The organism is Vibrio tubiashii (assembly GCF_028551255.1).
In the GTDB taxonomy this organism is placed as follows: domain Bacteria; phylum Pseudomonadota; class Gammaproteobacteria; order Enterobacterales; family Vibrionaceae; genus Vibrio; species Vibrio tubiashii_B.
Genome location: NZ_CP117029.1, coordinates 1,411,289 through 1,428,738, shown reverse-complemented (window position 1 = coordinate 1,428,738; position 17,450 = coordinate 1,411,289). Strand labels below are relative to the sequence as shown.

The following is a 17,450-nucleotide window of genomic DNA, read 5'->3' as shown; positions in this document are numbered from 1 at the left end:
ATCAGGTTAATATTTTTAATATATTTTATATATCAACAACGGACTGATATTTTGCTCACATAACTACGGTCTGTTGATAAAACCACCTATGATTGAGCTAAAAACCAAACAATATCGGCAAGTTACCTTTAGCCTAGCTTTAGGCTCTTTTCTCGTTTTCTGTAATCTTTACTTGTTTCAACCCATGCTGCCCTACATGGCTCAGCACTTCGAAGTAACAGAAACACAAGTTAACTGGGTGTTCGCAGCAAGTACGCTTGCCTTATCCGTCTCTTTGGTCCCTTGGGCAGTAGCTTCGGAATCTATCGGGCGTCGAAACGTCATGTTGCTTGGTTTGATCGCAATGCCCTTTGTTGGTTTAGCAATGCTCATCAGCGAGTCGATTGTAATGCTTGTTTTACTTCGAGCTTTGTTGGGCATTGCACTAGCCGCTTTTGCGTCTGTTGCTGTGGCCTACATGGTGGAAGAACTGTCAGTCAAAGCGTTCAGTCAAGCCATCGGCGGCTATATTGCGGCTAACTCTTTAGGTGGCATCACGGGTCGTATTGTCGGCGGTACCCTAACCGATGCGTTCGGCTGGCAACAAGCAGTTATCAGCATGGCGGCATTCACCCTAATTGGCGCGCTTGTGGTCGCATTTTGCTTACCTAAGCAAAACAATTTCACTCCGCAACGGGGCATGCTTCGCTATCACAATCGCGCTGTGGTTAAGCATCTACAGAACAATACAATTTGGATCGCGATGTTGATTGGCGGAGTAAACTTCGCACTGTTTGTTAACCTCTATTCCGTGATGGGATTCCGTCTCGTCGCAGCGCCACATAACTTACCGATCGGATTAGCATCACTGATCTTCCTTTGTTATCTCTCTGGAACCTTAAGTTCTAAACTCACTTCCGTGTGGAGTAAACGACACCAAAGCGTCTCTGGCATGGTAACAGGAACCGTCATCAGTCTATTAGGTATGCTTGTCGCCTATGTGGATTCTTTAGCCTTTATGATGATGGGATTGTTGCTTATTAGCTTCGGCGCATTTTTCACCCACACCTTGGCATACGCTTGGGTCAGCCAAAAAGCTACACACGCAAAAGCAACCGCAACGGCACTGTATCTGGTTCACTACTATGTTGGTGGCAGTATTGGCGGTTTCTTCTTGATCTATTGTTGGCAACATGGTGGGTGGAGTTATGTGATCGCTGGGGGGTCATTGCTCTACGCGACTATTTTTGCTCTGTGCCACAAGCTATCAAAATGGGAAGAGCACAAGCCACAGCTTGAAGATTCTGCTATTCTTGCGCCAAATTCTAAATTGGAAGCAAAATGACCACCAATAGCTCAACCCGAACTGATGTCGAACAAGTAAAAAGCGCCGTTAATCAGTGGCTCAATGATGTCGTGATCGGTCTTAACCTATGCCCTTTTGCCGCAAAGCCGCAACGTAATAAGCAGATCAAAATCTTTGTTAGTGAAGCGAACAAAGAAGAGGCATTACTTGAAGATATCCTAGCCCAACTGATGGAGCTAGATGCAACCGAGCCTGAAGAACTAGAAACAACGCTCGTTGCTGTTCCTAATATGTTGAGCGACTTTTACGACTACAACTTGTTTATAGATTGGATTGAAGCACTCATCCGACAGCAAGAGTGGGAAGGTATTTTTCAATTGGCGACCTTCCACCCTGATTACTGCTTTGGCGGCGCAGAACCAGAAGACGATGAAAACCTCACCAATCGCTCACCGTACCCGGTGTTTCACCTTATACGTGAAGAGAGTATGGAAAAAGTCCTCAAGCACTACCCTAACCCTGAGGCGATACCGGATAGCAACATAGCAAGAGTGGAGTCACTTACTAACGATGAGCGTAGAAAGCTTTTCCCTTATTTGTTTCGTTAAGCAACCTCATACTAAAAAGCGCCACTTGGCGCTTTTTCTTTTCGTGTCCTATTTGAGTGCCTCGCTGTGAGCGGTGCTGGAATCACACCAACTTGAATGAATCGAGGTATTGCGACCCGCTTCTTTTGCGGCATAGAGGTTATCATCCGCAACGTGAATAATTTCATCTAGTGTGGCCTTATCACATTGTTCATGCCCCAAGTTGGCAAAATCAAACTCGCAGGAACCAATCGAAACAGTTATCGGCTTGTCATCAACTTCGATGCTATTGACGCAAGTAAGTATCTTCTCGACCAACTCACGCCGCATTTCCACTTCTCGCTCTGGAAGCCAAATAACAAACTCCTCGCCACCAAAACGCGCAATAAAATCACTTTCCGTTAACTGGGCTTTAATTGCTGTCGCCACCTTTTTCAGGACATTGTCACCGACCTGGTGCCCGTGGGTATCATTGACACGTTTAAAGTGGTCGATATCGATAACCGCTAGTGTGCCCTTACCACGTGCAAGCTTCATTCGTTCGATATCTAGGTGAACGGTTTTGAACATGCTACGGCGGTTGGCAACCCCCGTTAGGGCATCGTGATAAGCTTGATACTCTAAGCGCGCATTGAGCTGCTGTAAGCGCTCTTCCTGTTTCCTGCGGATCAGTTCTACTTCGATCCATGAGGCCATCAACTTAAGTGCGTCTACATCAATCTCTTTAAACTTACGCGGATATGGAATTGCGGAGGAGAAATTAAGCGTGCCAAAAATCTCATCATCAATGAAAATCGGAACGCCAATATAAGATTCTAAACCAAACGCTTGATAGGCAGGGTGTGTCGCATACTTATCGTTTTCGCCCATGTTCTCAATTAAGACCGGTGCGTAAGAGCTGCAGGTGATTTCACAATAGGTTTGGTCGAATTCGAAAGTATCACCCACCGCTAACTCGACACCTTCGGGAGTTACACAGTGAAGCACAGTATATTTGTTGCCTTCGATGTGAGACAAAATACCGATATCAAGGTCGAAGCGCTCTAAGCCCATCATAATTAATTGACTGACCTGAATATCAAACCCTTTCTGATAGTCATTAGTGATTTGATACAAACTGCGTATCACCTTCTCACTTTCACTCTCTGCGACCATAACTTTCCACCAATATAGAATCTTATTATTTAAGATAGAGTTAGCGAAATATTGAATGCAACTGTTTTCTCATTTTGCCGCGTAAATATTTGCCGTTCAGCCCATTAATTTCTATCGCTACATGGCGAGAGCTAAGCGGCTTTGGTAGTATTGCTCAATCTTAAAGACATCCGGATTAATGGATATGCACCTTTCAAAACTGACCAACGATATTTTTGATCACCTTTACCGTGACATTTCTGAGTTTCGTAGTACTTTCGATTTACCTGTAGCTTCTCCTGATAGTTTAGACGATAAAGCAGACACACTGCATACTTCTCTAGCTATCGAAGAGCTAACAGAACTTGCGGAAGCGGATAATAAGACAGAACAAGCGGACGCTATCATCGACAGCGTTTATGTTTTGATGGGACGTTTGGTGCACCTAGGCCACGATAAGATTGAAGATAACCTCGCGATCAACTACCTCATCGACTTACTGCTTAATGTTGCCGTAAATCGTGGAATTGAGTTTTTACCATGTTGGGATGAAGTGCATTCAAGCAATATGAGTAAAGTATGCCGCAACAAAAAAGAATACGCGGAAACCGAAGCGCATTATGCAGAGCAAGGCATCAAGCTGATGGCGGTACAAAAAGGTGATTACATCATCGCAAAATGTGCTGAAGACTTTGTTTCAGAAGGCAAGACAATTCGCCAAGGCAAAGTGCTGAAATCTGTTTACTACCGCCCTGCGGATTTAGCACCACTGACCAAATAGATAAAAAGACGCCACCTTTGGGTAACCCCCTTAGGTGGCGTAAGCTGCCATAGTCAAAACATGGCTTCATCAAACTTCAGATAAGCTCCCACCTACAGTTACCTACTTCCGTTTGAATCCGCCTAACAAGAACGAGAATGTATCGTTCTTACTGTTGCCAATTGTGTGCCAGTTTTGTAAAAACCTTAAGCCTTTGATTTTAAATGCAATTAAAAATCCACCGTCACACAATGCGTGTAGACACGATCGATTTAAGTGCAAGGCGCACCAAAGATAACCCTTTAGTGGTAACTGAGATTTGTTGACCCTAAGAACTTAATCAAACAAAAGGACGGGAGAACCTTCGACAACAACGCGCTTGACCTGAGTTCTAAATACGCGCGATAACTCGGCGACAGACAATACCTCATCTACTGCGCCAACATTTTGCAGTACACCTTTCTCTAGCAGCAGTGCTTTATCCGCATACTTAAGTGTACGATTGAGATCGTGATTAGACATAAGCACAGTAATGCCCATTTCCGCGACACGCTGTATCAGTTTATACAGAAGTGTTTCTTGACCAATATCGAGGGGAGCTGCGGGCTCGTCGAGAATCAGTAATTTTGCGTGGGGGTTTAATGTTGGCCAGATCTGCAAACAGATCGCACAAAGCCTGACTCTCTGCCATTCACCACCAGACAAATGATGTATCGATCTATTTAGCTTGTCATCAATCTCTAATAAAGTCGCAAGCTCTTCAATCACAGCGGTTAGCTCAGAAGAATTAGACGATACTAGCGCTGGTAAAGACAAAGATAGGTAATGCACCACATCAAGGTTGAATGCAGGTCGGTCACTTTGGGCCAAAAATGCCCGAGTACTTGATAAAGCTTCAATCGAGGCACCTTTCACCTTCTGGTCGAAGATCTTCGCCTCGCCTTCAAAGTCTAATAACCCCGCGACGGCGGAAAGCAAAGTGCTTTTACCACTACCGTTAGGACCAATCACATGTAGGATCTCTCCCGGCATCACCTCAAAGGAAAGTGGTAGCAATCGCGAACCAACAGAAAGGCTATTAACGTGAATCATGATTACTCACCAGCATCCAAATAAAGATAGGGGCACCTATTGACGTAGTCACGACACCTAATGGTAACTCGGCAGAGTTGAGCGCCGTACGAGCAATAAGGTCGGCAAACACCACTAAGGTTGCCCCTGCAAGGGCCGAAATTGGCAATAGATAGCGGTTTTCGCTACCGAATGCGAGCCTAAGTAGATGAGGAACAACCAGACCAACAAAGCCGATGACTCCGCCCAGTGCAACCGCGCCGCCGACTAAGATAGACACAGCGAAAATCAGCTTCCAACGCGCTTCATCGACATCAATGCCAAGTTGCTTAGCATGCTGTTCTCCCATCATTAGCTTATCTAACAGTGTGCCTTTACAACACAACCAGATAAGTACTGGGATTAAAATCAGCGTTAGCACGTGGTGATACCAACTCGCTGCGCCGATACTGCCCATTAGCCAATACATGAGCTGGCGTAGACTAAGATCATCACTGAAATAAAATGCCCATGTGACCACTGCACCAGAAAGTATGCCTAATGCTACGCCAACCAGAAGAAGTCGTGTTGTGGTCAATCGCATACTCTTGGCTACAAAGACTAAAAGCAGCGTAAACGCTAACGCCCCAACTACGGCAGCAAGCATAAAGCCAACTGGAGTTGCTAACGCGGGGATAAAGAATAGCACCAACACCATAAGCACACTGGCGCCACCAGAGATACCTAACACGCCTGGTTCGGCTAGCACATTGCCCAATAAGACTTGAAGTACCGCCCCAGAAACGGCCAAAGCTGCACCCACAGCAATCGCGGCAAACAACCTCGGTAGGCGAAGCTGAAGAATCAATTGCTCTTGAAGAGAAGAGAGTTCTCGAAAGGGAGAGATGAACACCTCGCCAACAACTAAATATAAGCTGCTGATGAGTAATAAAGAAACGATAAACAGTAGGCCAAAGCGCATCCACCTTTGACGCCTACGATCCAAGAGCTGAGTAAATTCCATGTTGTCGCTAAATAGCCGGGTAAACCCTAAAAAATAATGGCTTAACGATACCGTTAAGCCATTAAAATAGAAAGCACATCAAACATAATAGTTGATTAGTCGTATACTATCTGCCCTTCTTCATAGCGAGTTTTCACCGGACAGACCATCAATGCCGCGCGTTGACCAATTGCAACATGTCGGTTGGGAAAGACAATCGCCTCTCCTTCATTTTTCGCCATTAATGGTTTATCCCCATCATGGCCAAACACTTCGCCATGCTTAAATGCGGTAAAGTTTTCGACGTTATCGTCAAAGAGGAAATCAAAATCATCGTGAATTCGCACGATTGTGCGGCTTACACGATACATGATCGGTTTACGTGGTAAATGCTCAGATTCGCTGCTTGAGACGAGGTCGCGTAACGCTAAGTCAAACGCGACGAGTTTATCTAACTCATTTTCGCCAATTTTAGCCACTCGACCTAGTTCCACCGTCAGAGCTTGAGCACCAAAGTTCTCAGCACTGAACCAACTAAAGGTACTTGAAGGCGCGTTAGAGAACATTACCGCTTCTAAATGCGCGCTAGAGACAAACTCCATCAAGGCTTCGCTACGAACTGGGTGGCGAACTTTAGGACTAACGACAAATGAGTAATGCTTCGATAAGCGAATCGCACAATGTAAGTCCAAGTGCCAACGTTTATCTTGCGGCGTACCTTGATAAAACTCGGTGACGACTCGCTTAAGATCCTTCGCGATCTCAAGCTCTTTTGATGGTTCATACTCTTTATCATCAAAAAGACGATTTAGATTCATTTCGATAAATCGTGTATGAGCATTGGTCGCTTCTGGGTGAGCGTTGATAAACAGCAGCCGTTCAGTAACAGGCTGAAAACCAGTTTGAATGTCTGTAATGATTTTATCGACAATTTCCATCGGTGCGGTTTCATCGCCATGAATACCACACGAAATAATGATGTGCTTACTCTCTTCAGAAAGATTCGCTGGAATCACCTCCAGCACACCACGTTGATGTAATTTAAAGACAACTCCACCAGCAACTGTCATCTCACTTGCTGGCATCTCTTGTTCTAAGTCTAAGCTGTCAAAAAGAAAAGATTGGCGAAAGAGGGTTTTCGTCATGCGCTACTCCTTTATTGCACAGCGGGTATGTTAATGAATTGTTCAGACAAATTATGTAGGAGCGATCCCACTTATTGACACAAATTCTGTGCCTCATCGTAATTTATCAAATTCCTCACTAAGGGGAGGATAAGAAGGCTCTCGCTGTACAAATTAGCCGAGCTTCCGCCCGGCTAATTGATATTATCATGATTTTAAGCTGTTTATTTTTGATCTAGCAACAATTCAAACTCATCAATCTTCGCTTTTACTCGATCGATGCTCTGTTGCCAGAAATCCGCTTGTGATAAATCCATGCCAAGATGTTTATCTACTACCTCTTCAGCCATCATGGAACCAGTGTCGCGCAACAGGTTAACGTAGTCGCTGTAGAAACGCTCACCTTTGCTTTCACGCTGGGCATAAACGCCAATACTAAATAGGTAACCAAACAAGTATGGATAGTTGTAGAAGCTCACCTCAGAGATAGAAAAATGCAGCTTGCTTGCCCAGAAATATGGATCTGGCTCTGACATGGAGTCACCATACCATTCGCTCCACGTGTCGCTCATCAGTTCACACAACTGCGATGCGGTCAGTTCACCTTCATTGCGCTGCTCATAGAAACGTTTTTCAAACTCGAAGCGGACTGGAATATTCACCATTAGTGCATAGCAACTTGAAAGCTCTTCCCACAGCATTTCTAACTTTTCTTCGCGATTTGCCACTTGTTCTAACAAGTAATCACGGACCACGTTCTCAGCAAAAATAGACGCCGTCTCTGCTAACGTCATTGGGTAGCGAGTCTGGCAAAGAGGCATATCGCGCATAACCCAGTTGTGGAATGCATGGCCGAGTTCATGTGCAAGTGTAAGAAGATCTGAGCGACTGCCACCCCAAGTCATAAACACCAGAGGTGTGCGTGTCGCAGCGAATTTGGTGCAGTAAGCGCCTAAACGTCGGTTCTCTGTTGGCTCAGCATCAATCCAACCGTTTTCAATCATTAAATCGACAAATTCTGCCATCTCGGCGTCCACTTGTGCAAAGGCAGCACGAATGATCTCAATCGCTTGGTCAAAACTATAAACCGTTGGTTCTGCCTCAGTTAAGCTCGGCATTCCAGCAAGGTGGTTCCAAGGACGCATCTGTTGCAGCCCGTGAACTCGCGCCATCAACTGCCCTGCTTTTTGTCCAATACCGCGATTGTCTTTTGCAGTCGACATCATAGCGTCCAGCGTCGCCGCTTGAATTCGGCTACCATGCAAACTTGGGTCTAAGAAATGGACGTCTTGCTTCGTCGAACGTTTTTGGTATTCAGTGAGTCGCCAACCTGCCAGAGCATTTAAAATTGCCGCGAATGACTCTTGGTTGTCTTTCATCGCAGATTGGATACCACGCCAAGCTGGCTCTTGCTGTTCAAAGTCAGTTCCGTACAAGATACTAGCGGCTTGCGAGAAACCGACTTTGCTTTCTTGTCCATCTGCTAGCGTGACTTGCAACGACCCGGTGATATTGTCGTACAGTCTGCTCCACGCATCACGTCCATCGACTTCCATGGCCGTAAGCAACTGCTCTTCAGCCACACTAAGCTTGGTAGCTGCGAGCTTACGAGTACAATCAATCTGAAATGCCTGACCAGCAACATCTGGGCTTTCATGACTTAGAACATCATCAATGAAGTTATCTGGAGCGTTGGTCAGCGTATCTTCGTAAGGGGCAAATGCTTGAGATAGCTCAGAGCTTAGTTTTGCTACTCTCCCCACTAGCCCTTTTGCCAGAGCGTCAGTCGCATCAATAGAGGCATGACACTGAGCAAAAGTATTGATTGTCGACAGTAGCTTGCCTGCTGCTTCACTGGTTTGAATGGCATTTTGTGTCACAGATACCGACTCACGATTGTCTACGTGCGCGCCAAGAGCTTGAATACACTGTTTGATCAATTCAATATCTTGTTCAATTTTTGGGTCATTAAGGTTTTGATAAGCGATGGATAAATTCCAGCTAGGTGCGGTCATGTTATTTCCTTAGCTATCCGATTAACGGTTTCCCTATCATGCAGACGCGAAAGTAGTCTTGGTCTGCTTTGGTAATTTGTATGTGAGTTAAAGATTGATGAGCAATGTTTAACGTCGAGTAGAGAGCGGCATTGCTCCAATCTAACTGGAGTATCTTTGCAAGAATCATTCTAATCGTACCGCCGTGACAGACGATTAATGTGTCTTTGTCGACAGTTTTAGTAAATGCGCTCCAAGATGCTGAAATTCTGCGATAAAAATCGCCAAGCGGTTCAGCCTTTGGCAATGGTTTTTGCTTTGGGTCTTGCCAAAATGCGTCCAATAAATCCCATGACGACTTCGCCTGTTCAAAAGGGACACCATCTAGCTCGCCAAAGTAGGTCTCTTTCCAATCAGACTTAACAACAAGCTCCAATTCAGGCTTTTGAACATGGATAAGCTTTGCTAGGTCACTGCAACGTTTGAGTGGCGAAGTTTGCACAGCCGAAAAATCGAGCTGCTCTTCGAGTAAACGGCTGCAAATCTCTGCTTGCCTTTCAGGTGCAACCTCAATATCTGTATGGCCATAAAGTGCGGGCTCACCGACTATTTTTCCATGACGGAGAAGATAGATATTGATCGTCTTAGGCACCTTGCTTCCATCAGCTTTATTCAAAGTCATTGCTCTCTTTCAACGTCATCGGTAAACCTGCGGCAACAAATGTCACCTTATCTGCAATCTTGGCAATCGCTTGGTTCATCCAACCTGCGTGATCGACAAACAAACGTGAAATTTCACCCAGAGGAATCACCCCTAGCCCCACTTCGTTCGAGACGAGCAGTATATTTGCTTTTGCCTGTTGAAGAGCGAGTACCAGCGCATCTACCCGCTGCTTAATTTCAACTTCAGTAAGTGTTTCACCCTCGTTGTAGATGACATTATTCAGCCATAAGGTCAGACAATCTATCAGTATCACATCTGAAGAATTAAACTGCGGGATGAGCTTAACTAAATCAACGGGACACTCATGCTCGACCCAGCTTTCACCGCGAGAAGCTTGGTGATGTGCAATGCGATTTCTCATCTCTTCGTCAAATGCAATCGCAGTCGCCACATAGTGTTTCGTTTTATGCGCGCTCATCATGTCAGTCTGAGCTTCCGCAAAACTAGACTTGCCCGAACGAGCACCACCTAATACCAAATGAATCGTCATTAGCTGTTTACCTGTATCGCAATCAAGGTGAGATAAATGAGTAACTCGGCGATTTGCTGAGCTGCACCTAAACAATCACCAGTAAATCCGCCGATGCGAGCTGTTAACCAACGCTTAAACAGTACCCTGAATGTTAATACCACAGCCACTAGCCAGACCGTTGTACTTAAACCAAGCATCAAACATGGCAGTAGACCTGTCGTCAGCAGCACCCATAACTCTACTCGTGACTGTTTTTGCGCCAAAGGTTTACTCTTACTGGTGTCTGTGTCACTCACATAGGGCATATCGTAGATAAGCGACGCAGCGACGGCTCGGCTTAACGTATACGCGACCACCACAAACAATAAGATCGACTCAAACTGGATCAGCTCAGACAGTAAAACAAACTTACCAAGCAGTACCATGACCAAGGCGCTAGCCCCGTAGGTGCCGATACGGCTATCTTTCATAATGGTAAGACGGCGCTCAATCGTCATGCCTCCACCGATGCCGTCTGCCATATCAGTTAATCCATCTTCATGGAAAGCCCCTGTTAGCAGCAGGCTAAACACCATCATTATAAAGATAGAGACGCTCGCAGGGAAAAGCAGTTGAGCACTCCACAGCACCGCAGCGCACAAGCTGCCCAATAGTAAACCGACCAAAGCGAAGTATCGCCCTGCTTGGTTCATTCGCTCTTCGCTGTAGGGGATATTTTTCGGCATTGGGATTCGAGAAAAGAACCCCAATGCAAGCATGAATAATTGATATTGATTCTTGAATGAAGGCATCAGTCGACCACGACTCCTGCTTCTTCAAAGCTTGCCATATGGTTATAAAACTCAGTCGCAGCATAAATTAACGGCATCGCGAGCACTGCCCCTGTTCCTTCACCTAATCGAAGCGAAAGATCCAATAAAGGTTTGGCGTCGAGTTCAGCCAATAAGTGTTGATGCCCCGCTTCATGCGATTGGTGAGCGAAAATCATGACATCGCGGCAGTTTGGATTGATCAGTGATGCAGCATAAGCAGCGGCTGAAACAATAAAACCATCGACAATGACTGGTATATGGCGCTCTGCTGCGGCAAGGAAACCGCCAACCATCTGAACAATTTCAAAACCACCTACTTCAGCCAGCACTTCGATAACGCCCAAACCTTTACAGCGCGAAACACCTTTTTCAACCAATTCGATTTTCTTCGCTAGCTGTTCGTCAGTGATACCTGTTCCACGACCGACACACTCCTCGGCATTTTTACCACTCAGAGCGCTTAGAATGGCGGCGGCACTACTGGTATTGCCAATTCCCATTTCACCAAACATCACTAGGTTTGAGCCGGAATCGATGATATTGGTTATTAACTGTTTACCCAAATCAATGCCACGCTGCGCCGTTTCAAGGCTCATCGCCGCTTGACGAGAAAAGTTGTTGGTACGCTCACCGAGTCGCTGAACAATAAAGGTACTGGATTCATGCTCAACCGGTAGCAGGATTCCAGTATCCACCACTGTCAGCTCTACTTGGTTGGTTCGGCAAAAACAGTTAATTGCTGCACCACCCGCTAGAAAATTAAGCACCATCTGTTGGGTGACAGCACTCGGTGCAATACTGAGGCCTTCGTCGGCAATGCCATGATCTCCGGCAAAAACAATCGCAGTCGGCTTAGTCACTTCAATAGCGGTGACGACGTCACTTCTACCCTGACTCTGAATCAATGCGATTTGATGGGCAAGGTCTTCTAATTGACCTAATGCACCGAGTGGTTTGGTTTTTTGGTTAATGCGATGCCAGATAGCATCTGAATGAGTTTGGTCTAGCATGGTATTAATCTATTTAGGTCGAGCAACAGAGAATACGTTATTAAGCGTGGCATATTGGCTACCACCTAAACGCGAGAGAGGGTCCACTTTAAGTGCATCTACCACTAAGCGATCGCTACGCTCGCCGATAACCTCTGGTGCAATATATACTTTTTCAATTTCAGCAAAGATAAGGCTTTGTGGTGTTTCACCAATCTCTTTCACTTCATACAGTTTGCACGCAAACGCAATAGGACAGTCTTTAACCCTCGGTAAATCAAAGCCATCAAAATCCGTCAGCTCTATCCCTGTAGCTTTAATTTCAGACTCACCATGCTCAAGCGTTGCAGCAGTTTGAGTCACATCATGAGCAGAATCATGATGAGCGATATGAATAACCATTTTTCCGGTTTCCAACACATTACGCGTTGTGTCTTTCACCTCTCCTGAAGGCTTTTTACCCACAGAAAACATCAACAAAGGCGGGTTACTTGAAACGGCCGTAAAGTAAGAAAATGGCGCAAGGTTATAGTTGTCTTGTTCTGAATCGGTCAATACCCAAGCGATAGGTCTTGGAATGACGGTTTGTGTCATCAAATGATAAATTTGGGTGGGGGCCAGCGTGCTGAGCTCGATGTTCATCCCTTTTCCTTTCTGAGCGGTTCCTATTGGCTTGAGTGTAACTTGAAATCAAACAGTTAACACGCTTTATCCATGGTTCATTGACCTCGCCAATTTGCAAAACGATTCCTAATTTGACCACTAAACTGAAATTTTTCGCCAAATACGCCTATCTTTTAGGTTAGGGAGAGCGTTTATAACGGCACAAACTGTGCATTAAATTTCGTCGTGACATTGTTTTCTCCCGATTGATAGTGCAAGGAGGTTTTATGATTGCCAATCAACATTCGAAAAAACAAAAACAGAACAAACCACAACAACGCAACCAAAAGAAAGTCCCTCTATCATTAACATAAACCCTAGAACAGACCTCGCCCAGTGCGAGGTCTAGTTGTACCGATTACTCTTCTTACTTAAAACTGCGGGATAAGTTTCTTTCTTGGTGCATCAACCTTGTCGCAGATCACAGACTTTCCTGCTTGATTATAAGATGCTCAATCATTCGTCAAAAATATACTTTGAAGATAGGCTTGTTCATCTTGGATAACTCAAACAACATCACTGTAATTACAGCGGGCAGTACCGGTCTGATCGGCAACGAGCTGATTAAGCAGATGTTGGAACGTGAACCAATTGAGCATATTTACGCCCTGACTCGTCGTAAACTTCCCTTCTTCCATTCCAAGCTTGAAGAAATTCAGCATCCAGAACTGCGCATTCAAGAATGGGATAAAGACAAACCACGTCCAAAGTTTGGTTTTATCTGCCTAGGCACAACACTCAAACAAGCTGGCTCCAAACAAGCATTAGAAAGCATTGACTACCAACTGGTGTGCGATGTTGCTCAAGAAATGAAGCTACTCGGTGTAAAGCAGTTAGCCGTCGTCTCAAGTTACGGGGCATCTGCCCGCTCATTGTCCCACTATCTGCGGTGCAAAGGACGTATGGAGCTCACCATTGAGCGCATGGGCTTTGATCGTGTCGTCTTTGTTCGCCCAGGTCCTTTAAAAGGGTTACGAGAACAACCACGTAAAGACGAAGTCGTCACCCAAATCATGCTGAAGATTTGCCAGCCACTGATGATTGGTCCTCTTGCCAAGCTCATTCCAATTGAAGCCTCTGACGTAGCATTGGCGATGCAGTATCTGCTTTTTTCCCACTCCAATAAAAAACGAGAAACGGCCGATAGCGTTGCGATGCGAAAATTGCTTAAAAAGTATCAATAAACCGCTCAATTTCACTGTTACGTGTACATCTTCTACGCTGTTAGCAAATGTTAATAACCGTTAGCTATATTTAATACCCTTTTGTAACTTCAATTGAGTATTTCAAATCATTACCCTTCATACCGAATCAAATTCCATAAGATATTAATTCTATCAATATCATCATTAAAAACTAAAGGATATGTAAATATGTCAGTAGTGGTTATCGCTTCGCTAGCGGTATTTGTTGGCATTCTCTTTTTCCTCTATGGACAGCAGAAAAAAGAGAACACTTTATCGCGTCTCGTCTTACTTGGTCTCGTCTTTGGTAGTGCTTTCGGTTTAGCGCTACAGCTCATCTTCGGTGAAGGCAATCCGGTTATCGCTCAAACGCTTGAGTGGGTAAATGTGGTCGGTCGTGGCTATGTTGGTCTGTTGAAAATGATCATTATGCCATTAGTATTGGTGTCAATGATCGCAGCGGTTGTTAAGCTAGAAAAAGGTGGCGCTCTGGGTAAAATCTCGGGCTTAACTATTTCAGTTCTGCTGGCAACAACGGCTATATCCGCTCTAATCGGTATCGTTGTGACTCAAGCTTTTGGTCTAAGTGCAGAAGGTTTAACAGAAGGTGCTCGTGAAACAGCACGTATCGCCGCCCTAGAAACGCGTGCCGATCGCGTGAGTGATCTCACCATCCCGCAAATGCTGATTAGCTTTATTCCAACCAACCCCTTTGCCGACCTGACTGGTGCTCGTTCTACTTCGATCATCGCAGTAGTTATCTTTGGTGTACTCACCGGTATTGCAGCGCGTAAAGTAATGGCTGAGAAGCAAGAGCTAGAATCACCAATTCGCACGTTTGTCGAAGCGGCTCAATCTATTGTTATGCGCTTAGTTAAGATGATCATGGCACTTACGCCTTATGGTATCGCTGCGCTAATGGCAAAAGTGGTTGCGACCTCAAGTGCCTCCGATATTCTTAACCTGTTAGGCTTTATTGTCGCTTCTTATGTTGCGATTGCGCTGATGTTCGTTGTTCACGGTGTGCTAGTCTCTTTTGTAGGCGTGAGCCCTAAAGAGTACTTCCAGAAGATTTGGCCAGTACTGACTTTCGCATTTACTTCGCGCAGCTCAGCGGCAACAATTCCTTTAAACGTTGAAGCGCAAATCAACAAGCTTCGCGTTCCCCCAGCAATCGCAAACCTATCAGCTTCGTTTGGTGCCACTATCGGCCAGAATGGTTGTGCAGGTATCTACCCTGCGATGTTAGCAGTCATGGTCGCGCCAAGTGTTGGCATCGACCCAATGGACATTAACTTCATTCTTTCTTTAATTGCGATCATTGTGATTAGCTCATTTGGTATCGCAGGTGTAGGTGGCGGCGCAACGTTCGCAGCTCTTATCGTGCTACCTGCAATGGGCTTACCTGTTACGATTGCCGCACTATTGATCTCTATCGAACCACTGATCGATATGGCACGTACCGCACTAAACGTTTCAGGCGCAATGACTGCAGGCACTATTACCAGTCGCTTAATGAAGCAAACAGTAAAAGATGAAGAGCTAGAAACGCAGCAAGCGTAACGCTCTACCCTCATTAAAACGAATAATGGCCGATAACAGTCGGCCATTTTTTTGCGTAATCTAAACGGATTTACCATCCCGATTTTAAGTAAACACCAACTTCCCTTAACTGAGCCCTAAGGTCGAGCAACTGAACGTAAGTCACTATTATTTGGAACAAAGCACCTATACCTGCCGCAAACATTATTCCAATAGAATACCCTGACCACCAAGCGTTATCGGAATAGTTTGTCATACTAAAAAACGTCAATGCAAACCAAACAAAGCTAGTGGTATAAAGCACAAATTCATTACAGTTGACGCGATAGGTATTCGTCGCTATGTCATACCTAATTTTCACTTTAGAGGTAACCGTACCCAACTTAATATATATCGTGTTACCACCACTTTCATACTCAATGCTATTAACATCTAGCACCCGCTCTATCCGTTCAAGCATGTTCAACCGCCTTATGTAACTAATCATAGTCACTCAAGGTTAATAGCAAACAAATATCATATCTTTCGGTATGCAAGCTTTCACGACTCACTTCACGCAAACAAGTCTCGCCCTATTCAGCAAAAATCACTCGCCCAAAAAATCACCTCTTATCGCCTTGTTCCTCTCTCACAATTGCGCTTGGTGGCTGCCAATGGTCTAATACCGAGGTAGATTTCAAACCCTTGGTAATAAAGACAATGCAGCAAGAGAATCAGCCTACGTTTTTCTTTTTTGATTACGAGACGTGGGGAACTAGCCCAGCGAAAGATCGACCGTGTCAGTTTGCGGGTGTTCGTACCGATATGGACTTCAATATTATTGGTGAACCTCTTGTTATTTATTGTCAGCCGCCTGCGGATTATCTTCCAGCACCGGAAGCCGCGCTAATTACAGGAATTACTCCGAAAACTGCGGAAAACCAAGGCCTATCTGAGCCCGAGTTTATCGCAAAGATCCACGAACAACTGGCAACACCAAACACCATTAGCTTGGGCTATAACAGTATCCGATTCGATGATGAGGTAACGCGCTACACCTGTTACCGAAACTTTATCGACCCTTATGCGTGGAGCTGGCAAAACCGTAACTCTCGCTGGGATTTACTTGATGTCATGCGTGCTTGCTACGCGCTTCGTCCAGAAGGAGTAAACTGGCCTGAAAACGATGAAGGTTTTATCAGCTTTAAGCTTGAGCATTTATCTGTAGCCAATGGCATTGAACATGAGAACGCACACGACGCGATGGCGGATGTTATCGCGACGATTGAAATGGCCAAAAAGGTGAAAGCAGCTCAACCAAAGTTGTTTGATTACTTCCTAAGCATGCGTCACAAGCGCAAGTTGAATGAGCTGATCGACATCGTGAACATGACACCCTTGATGCATGTTTCAGGAATGTTGGGCAAAGAGTGTAACTACACTAGCTGGGTTGTTCCTGTTGCTTGGCACCCGACTAATCAAAACGCAGTTATTTGTGTCGATTTGGCGAAAGACCCACAAGCCCTATTGGATTTGGATACCGAGCAGCTTAATGAGCGACTGTATACTAAGCGTTCTGACCTTGCGCCTGACGAGCTTCCAGTCCCTGTTAAGCTTATCCATCTCAATAAGTGCCCTATTCTCGCTCCAGCGAAAACACTCACTGCGGAAAACGCAGAGAAGATTGGCATTGACCGAGAGAAATGCCTAGAGAACTTAGCTCTGCTCCGCAAGCACCCTGAAGTTCGTGAAAAGCTGATTGGTGTTTATGCCATTGAGCGAGAATATGAAAAGAACAATGATGTCGATAGCATGCTCTACGATGGGTTCTTCTCTCCGGCAGATAAAGCGGCGATGAACATCATTCGTGAAACTGACCCAAACAATCTATCTGCGCTTGATATTTCATTTAGTGATGACCGCATTGCGCCATTGCTGTTCCGTTATCGCGCGCGAAACTTCCCGTGGACGCTCGATGAGTCAGAACAACAGCGATGGGCTGCGCACTGTCGTGACTACTTCGAAAGTCGTATTGAAGACTACATGCTAAATTTGGAAAACTTAGTTCACGAACATGAAAGTGACCAAAAGAAAATCGCTATTTTAAAATCTATCTACCAATACGTACAAAAGCGAGTATCCTAGTAG

The 17,450-nt window shown here is 45.2% G+C and carries 16 protein-coding genes; 6 read left to right on the top strand and 10 right to left on the bottom strand.

All coding sequences use genetic code 11. From position 1 onward, the window contains the following. The first annotated feature begins 88 nt into the window (after positions 1-88). Together LYZ37_RS06515 and LYZ37_RS06510 are read left to right on the top strand one after the other, a co-directional pair. Positions 89-1,324: an MFS transporter gene (locus LYZ37_RS06515; protein WP_272786977.1), complete on the top strand. Its 1,236-nt coding sequence runs from the start codon at positions 89-91 to the stop codon at positions 1,322-1,324. Continuing rightward, on the top strand, positions 1,321-1,893 hold the full coding sequence (locus LYZ37_RS06510) for a DUF1415 domain-containing protein (RefSeq protein WP_272786976.1): 573 nt from the start codon (positions 1,321-1,323) through the stop codon (positions 1,891-1,893). Before LYZ37_RS06515 ends, LYZ37_RS06510 begins: the two co-directional genes overlap by 4 nt. Positions 1,894-1,941: 48 nt before the next feature. On the opposite strand, the gene LYZ37_RS06505 is transcribed toward LYZ37_RS06510, so the two are convergent. Further along, on the bottom strand, positions 1,942-3,027 hold the full coding sequence (locus LYZ37_RS06505) for a sensor domain-containing diguanylate cyclase (RefSeq protein WP_272786975.1): 1,086 nt from the start codon (positions 3,025-3,027) through the stop codon (positions 1,942-1,944). A gap of 184 nt (positions 3,028-3,211) precedes the next feature. Between LYZ37_RS06505 and LYZ37_RS06500 the strand changes: the two genes are divergently transcribed. Further along, positions 3,212-3,787: a nucleoside triphosphate pyrophosphohydrolase family protein gene (locus LYZ37_RS06500; protein ID WP_272786974.1), complete on the top strand. Its 576-nt coding sequence runs from the start codon at positions 3,212-3,214 to the stop codon at positions 3,785-3,787. Positions 3,788-4,102: 315 nt separating this feature from the next. Here the strand turns inward: LYZ37_RS06500 and btuD are convergent, their stop codons facing one another. The 9 genes from btuD to LYZ37_RS06455 form a co-directional block, all read right to left on the bottom strand. Continuing rightward, a complete protein-coding gene (gene btuD, locus LYZ37_RS06495; protein ID WP_272786973.1) occupies positions 4,103-4,858 on the bottom strand; it encodes a vitamin B12 ABC transporter ATP-binding protein BtuD in 756 nt (251 codons plus the stop codon). Beyond that, positions 4,845-5,840, bottom strand: coding sequence for a vitamin B12 ABC transporter permease BtuC (btuC, locus tag LYZ37_RS06490; RefSeq protein ID WP_272786972.1), 996 nt, complete (start codon positions 5,838-5,840; stop codon positions 4,845-4,847). The genes btuD and btuC overlap by 14 nt, the downstream gene beginning before the upstream one ends. Before the next feature lie 95 nt (positions 5,841-5,935). After that, positions 5,936-6,964: a succinylglutamate desuccinylase gene (locus LYZ37_RS06485; RefSeq protein WP_272786971.1), complete on the bottom strand. Its 1,029-nt coding sequence runs from the start codon at positions 6,962-6,964 to the stop codon at positions 5,936-5,938. Between the two features lie 203 nt (positions 6,965-7,167). Continuing rightward, positions 7,168-8,958 (bottom strand): M3 family oligoendopeptidase, encoded by a 1,791-nt coding sequence (locus tag LYZ37_RS06480; protein WP_272786970.1) that lies wholly within the window; start codon positions 8,956-8,958, stop codon positions 7,168-7,170. 13 nt (positions 8,959-8,971) lie between these two features. Then, positions 8,972-9,619 (bottom strand): histidine phosphatase family protein, encoded by a 648-nt coding sequence (locus LYZ37_RS06475; protein WP_272786969.1) that lies wholly within the window; start codon positions 9,617-9,619, stop codon positions 8,972-8,974. Further along, on the bottom strand, positions 9,606-10,151 hold the full coding sequence (cobU, locus tag LYZ37_RS06470; RefSeq protein WP_272786968.1) for a bifunctional adenosylcobinamide kinase/adenosylcobinamide-phosphate guanylyltransferase: 546 nt from the start codon (positions 10,149-10,151) through the stop codon (positions 9,606-9,608). Before cobU ends, LYZ37_RS06475 begins: the two co-directional genes overlap by 14 nt. Continuing rightward, positions 10,151-10,924, bottom strand: coding sequence for an adenosylcobinamide-GDP ribazoletransferase (locus tag LYZ37_RS06465; protein ID WP_272786967.1), 774 nt, complete (start codon positions 10,922-10,924; stop codon positions 10,151-10,153). Before LYZ37_RS06465 ends, cobU begins: the two co-directional genes overlap by 1 nt. After that, positions 10,924-11,955 (bottom strand): nicotinate-nucleotide--dimethylbenzimidazole phosphoribosyltransferase, encoded by a 1,032-nt coding sequence (gene cobT, locus LYZ37_RS06460; RefSeq protein WP_272786966.1) that lies wholly within the window; start codon positions 11,953-11,955, stop codon positions 10,924-10,926. The genes LYZ37_RS06465 and cobT overlap by 1 nt, the downstream gene beginning before the upstream one ends. 9 nt (positions 11,956-11,964) lie before the next feature. Then, complete coding sequence (locus LYZ37_RS06455; protein WP_272786965.1) at positions 11,965-12,576, bottom strand: flavin reductase family protein; 612 nt, start codon at positions 12,574-12,576, stop codon at positions 11,965-11,967. 518 nt (positions 12,577-13,094) lie between these two features. Here LYZ37_RS06455 and LYZ37_RS06450 point away from each other — a divergent pair. The 3 genes from LYZ37_RS06450 to sbcB all read left to right on the top strand — a co-directional run bounded on the left by LYZ37_RS06450 (position 13,095) and on the right by sbcB (position 17,447). Continuing rightward, positions 13,095-13,781 carry an oxidoreductase gene (locus tag LYZ37_RS06450; RefSeq protein ID WP_272786964.1) on the top strand — a complete coding sequence of 229 codons (687 nt, stop codon included), beginning with the start codon at positions 13,095-13,097 and terminating at the stop codon, positions 13,779-13,781. A gap of 189 nt (positions 13,782-13,970) precedes the next feature. Next, the gene (locus LYZ37_RS06445) at positions 13,971-15,344 is read left to right on the top strand and encodes an L-cystine transporter (RefSeq protein ID WP_272786963.1); all 1,374 of its coding nucleotides are present in this window, start codon (positions 13,971-13,973) and stop codon (positions 15,342-15,344) included. 678 nt (positions 15,345-16,022) lie between these two features. Further along, on the top strand, positions 16,023-17,447 hold the full coding sequence (gene sbcB / locus LYZ37_RS06440; RefSeq protein WP_272786962.1) for an exodeoxyribonuclease I: 1,425 nt from the start codon (positions 16,023-16,025) through the stop codon (positions 17,445-17,447). Positions 17,448-17,450 lie beyond the last annotated feature (3 nt).

What these genes read in the sequence shown, in the direction of transcription:
- LYZ37_RS06515 (WP_272786977.1), top strand. Translation starts at nt 89, where the DNA reads ATGATTGAGCTAAAAACCAAACAATATCGGCAAGTTACCTTTAGCCTA.
- LYZ37_RS06510 (WP_272786976.1), top strand. Translation starts at nt 1,321, where the DNA reads ATGACCACCAATAGCTCAACCCGAACTGATGTCGAACAAGTAAAAAGC.
- LYZ37_RS06505 (WP_272786975.1), bottom strand. Translation starts at nt 3,027, where the DNA reads ATGGTCGCAGAGAGTGAAAGTGAGAAGGTGATACGCAGTTTGTATCAA.
- LYZ37_RS06500 (WP_272786974.1), top strand. Translation starts at nt 3,212, where the DNA reads ATGCACCTTTCAAAACTGACCAACGATATTTTTGATCACCTTTACCGT.
- btuD (WP_272786973.1), bottom strand. Translation starts at nt 4,858, where the DNA reads ATGATTCACGTTAATAGCCTTTCTGTTGGTTCGCGATTGCTACCACTT.
- btuC (WP_272786972.1), bottom strand. Translation starts at nt 5,840, where the DNA reads ATGGAATTTACTCAGCTCTTGGATCGTAGGCGTCAAAGGTGGATGCGC.
- LYZ37_RS06485 (WP_272786971.1), bottom strand. Translation starts at nt 6,964, where the DNA reads ATGACGAAAACCCTCTTTCGCCAATCTTTTCTTTTTGACAGCTTAGAC.
- LYZ37_RS06480 (WP_272786970.1), bottom strand. Translation starts at nt 8,958, where the DNA reads ATGACCGCACCTAGCTGGAATTTATCCATCGCTTATCAAAACCTTAAT.
- LYZ37_RS06475 (WP_272786969.1), bottom strand. Translation starts at nt 9,619, where the DNA reads ATGACTTTGAATAAAGCTGATGGAAGCAAGGTGCCTAAGACGATCAAT.
- cobU (WP_272786968.1), bottom strand. Translation starts at nt 10,151, where the DNA reads ATGACGATTCATTTGGTATTAGGTGGTGCTCGTTCGGGCAAGTCTAGT.
- LYZ37_RS06465 (WP_272786967.1), bottom strand. Translation starts at nt 10,924, where the DNA reads ATGCCTTCATTCAAGAATCAATATCAATTATTCATGCTTGCATTGGGG.
- cobT (WP_272786966.1), bottom strand. Translation starts at nt 11,955, where the DNA reads ATGCTAGACCAAACTCATTCAGATGCTATCTGGCATCGCATTAACCAA.
- LYZ37_RS06455 (WP_272786965.1), bottom strand. Translation starts at nt 12,576, where the DNA reads ATGAACATCGAGCTCAGCACGCTGGCCCCCACCCAAATTTATCATTTG.
- LYZ37_RS06445 (WP_272786963.1), top strand. Translation starts at nt 13,971, where the DNA reads ATGTCAGTAGTGGTTATCGCTTCGCTAGCGGTATTTGTTGGCATTCTC.
- sbcB (WP_272786962.1), top strand. Translation starts at nt 16,023, where the DNA reads ATGCAGCAAGAGAATCAGCCTACGTTTTTCTTTTTTGATTACGAGACG.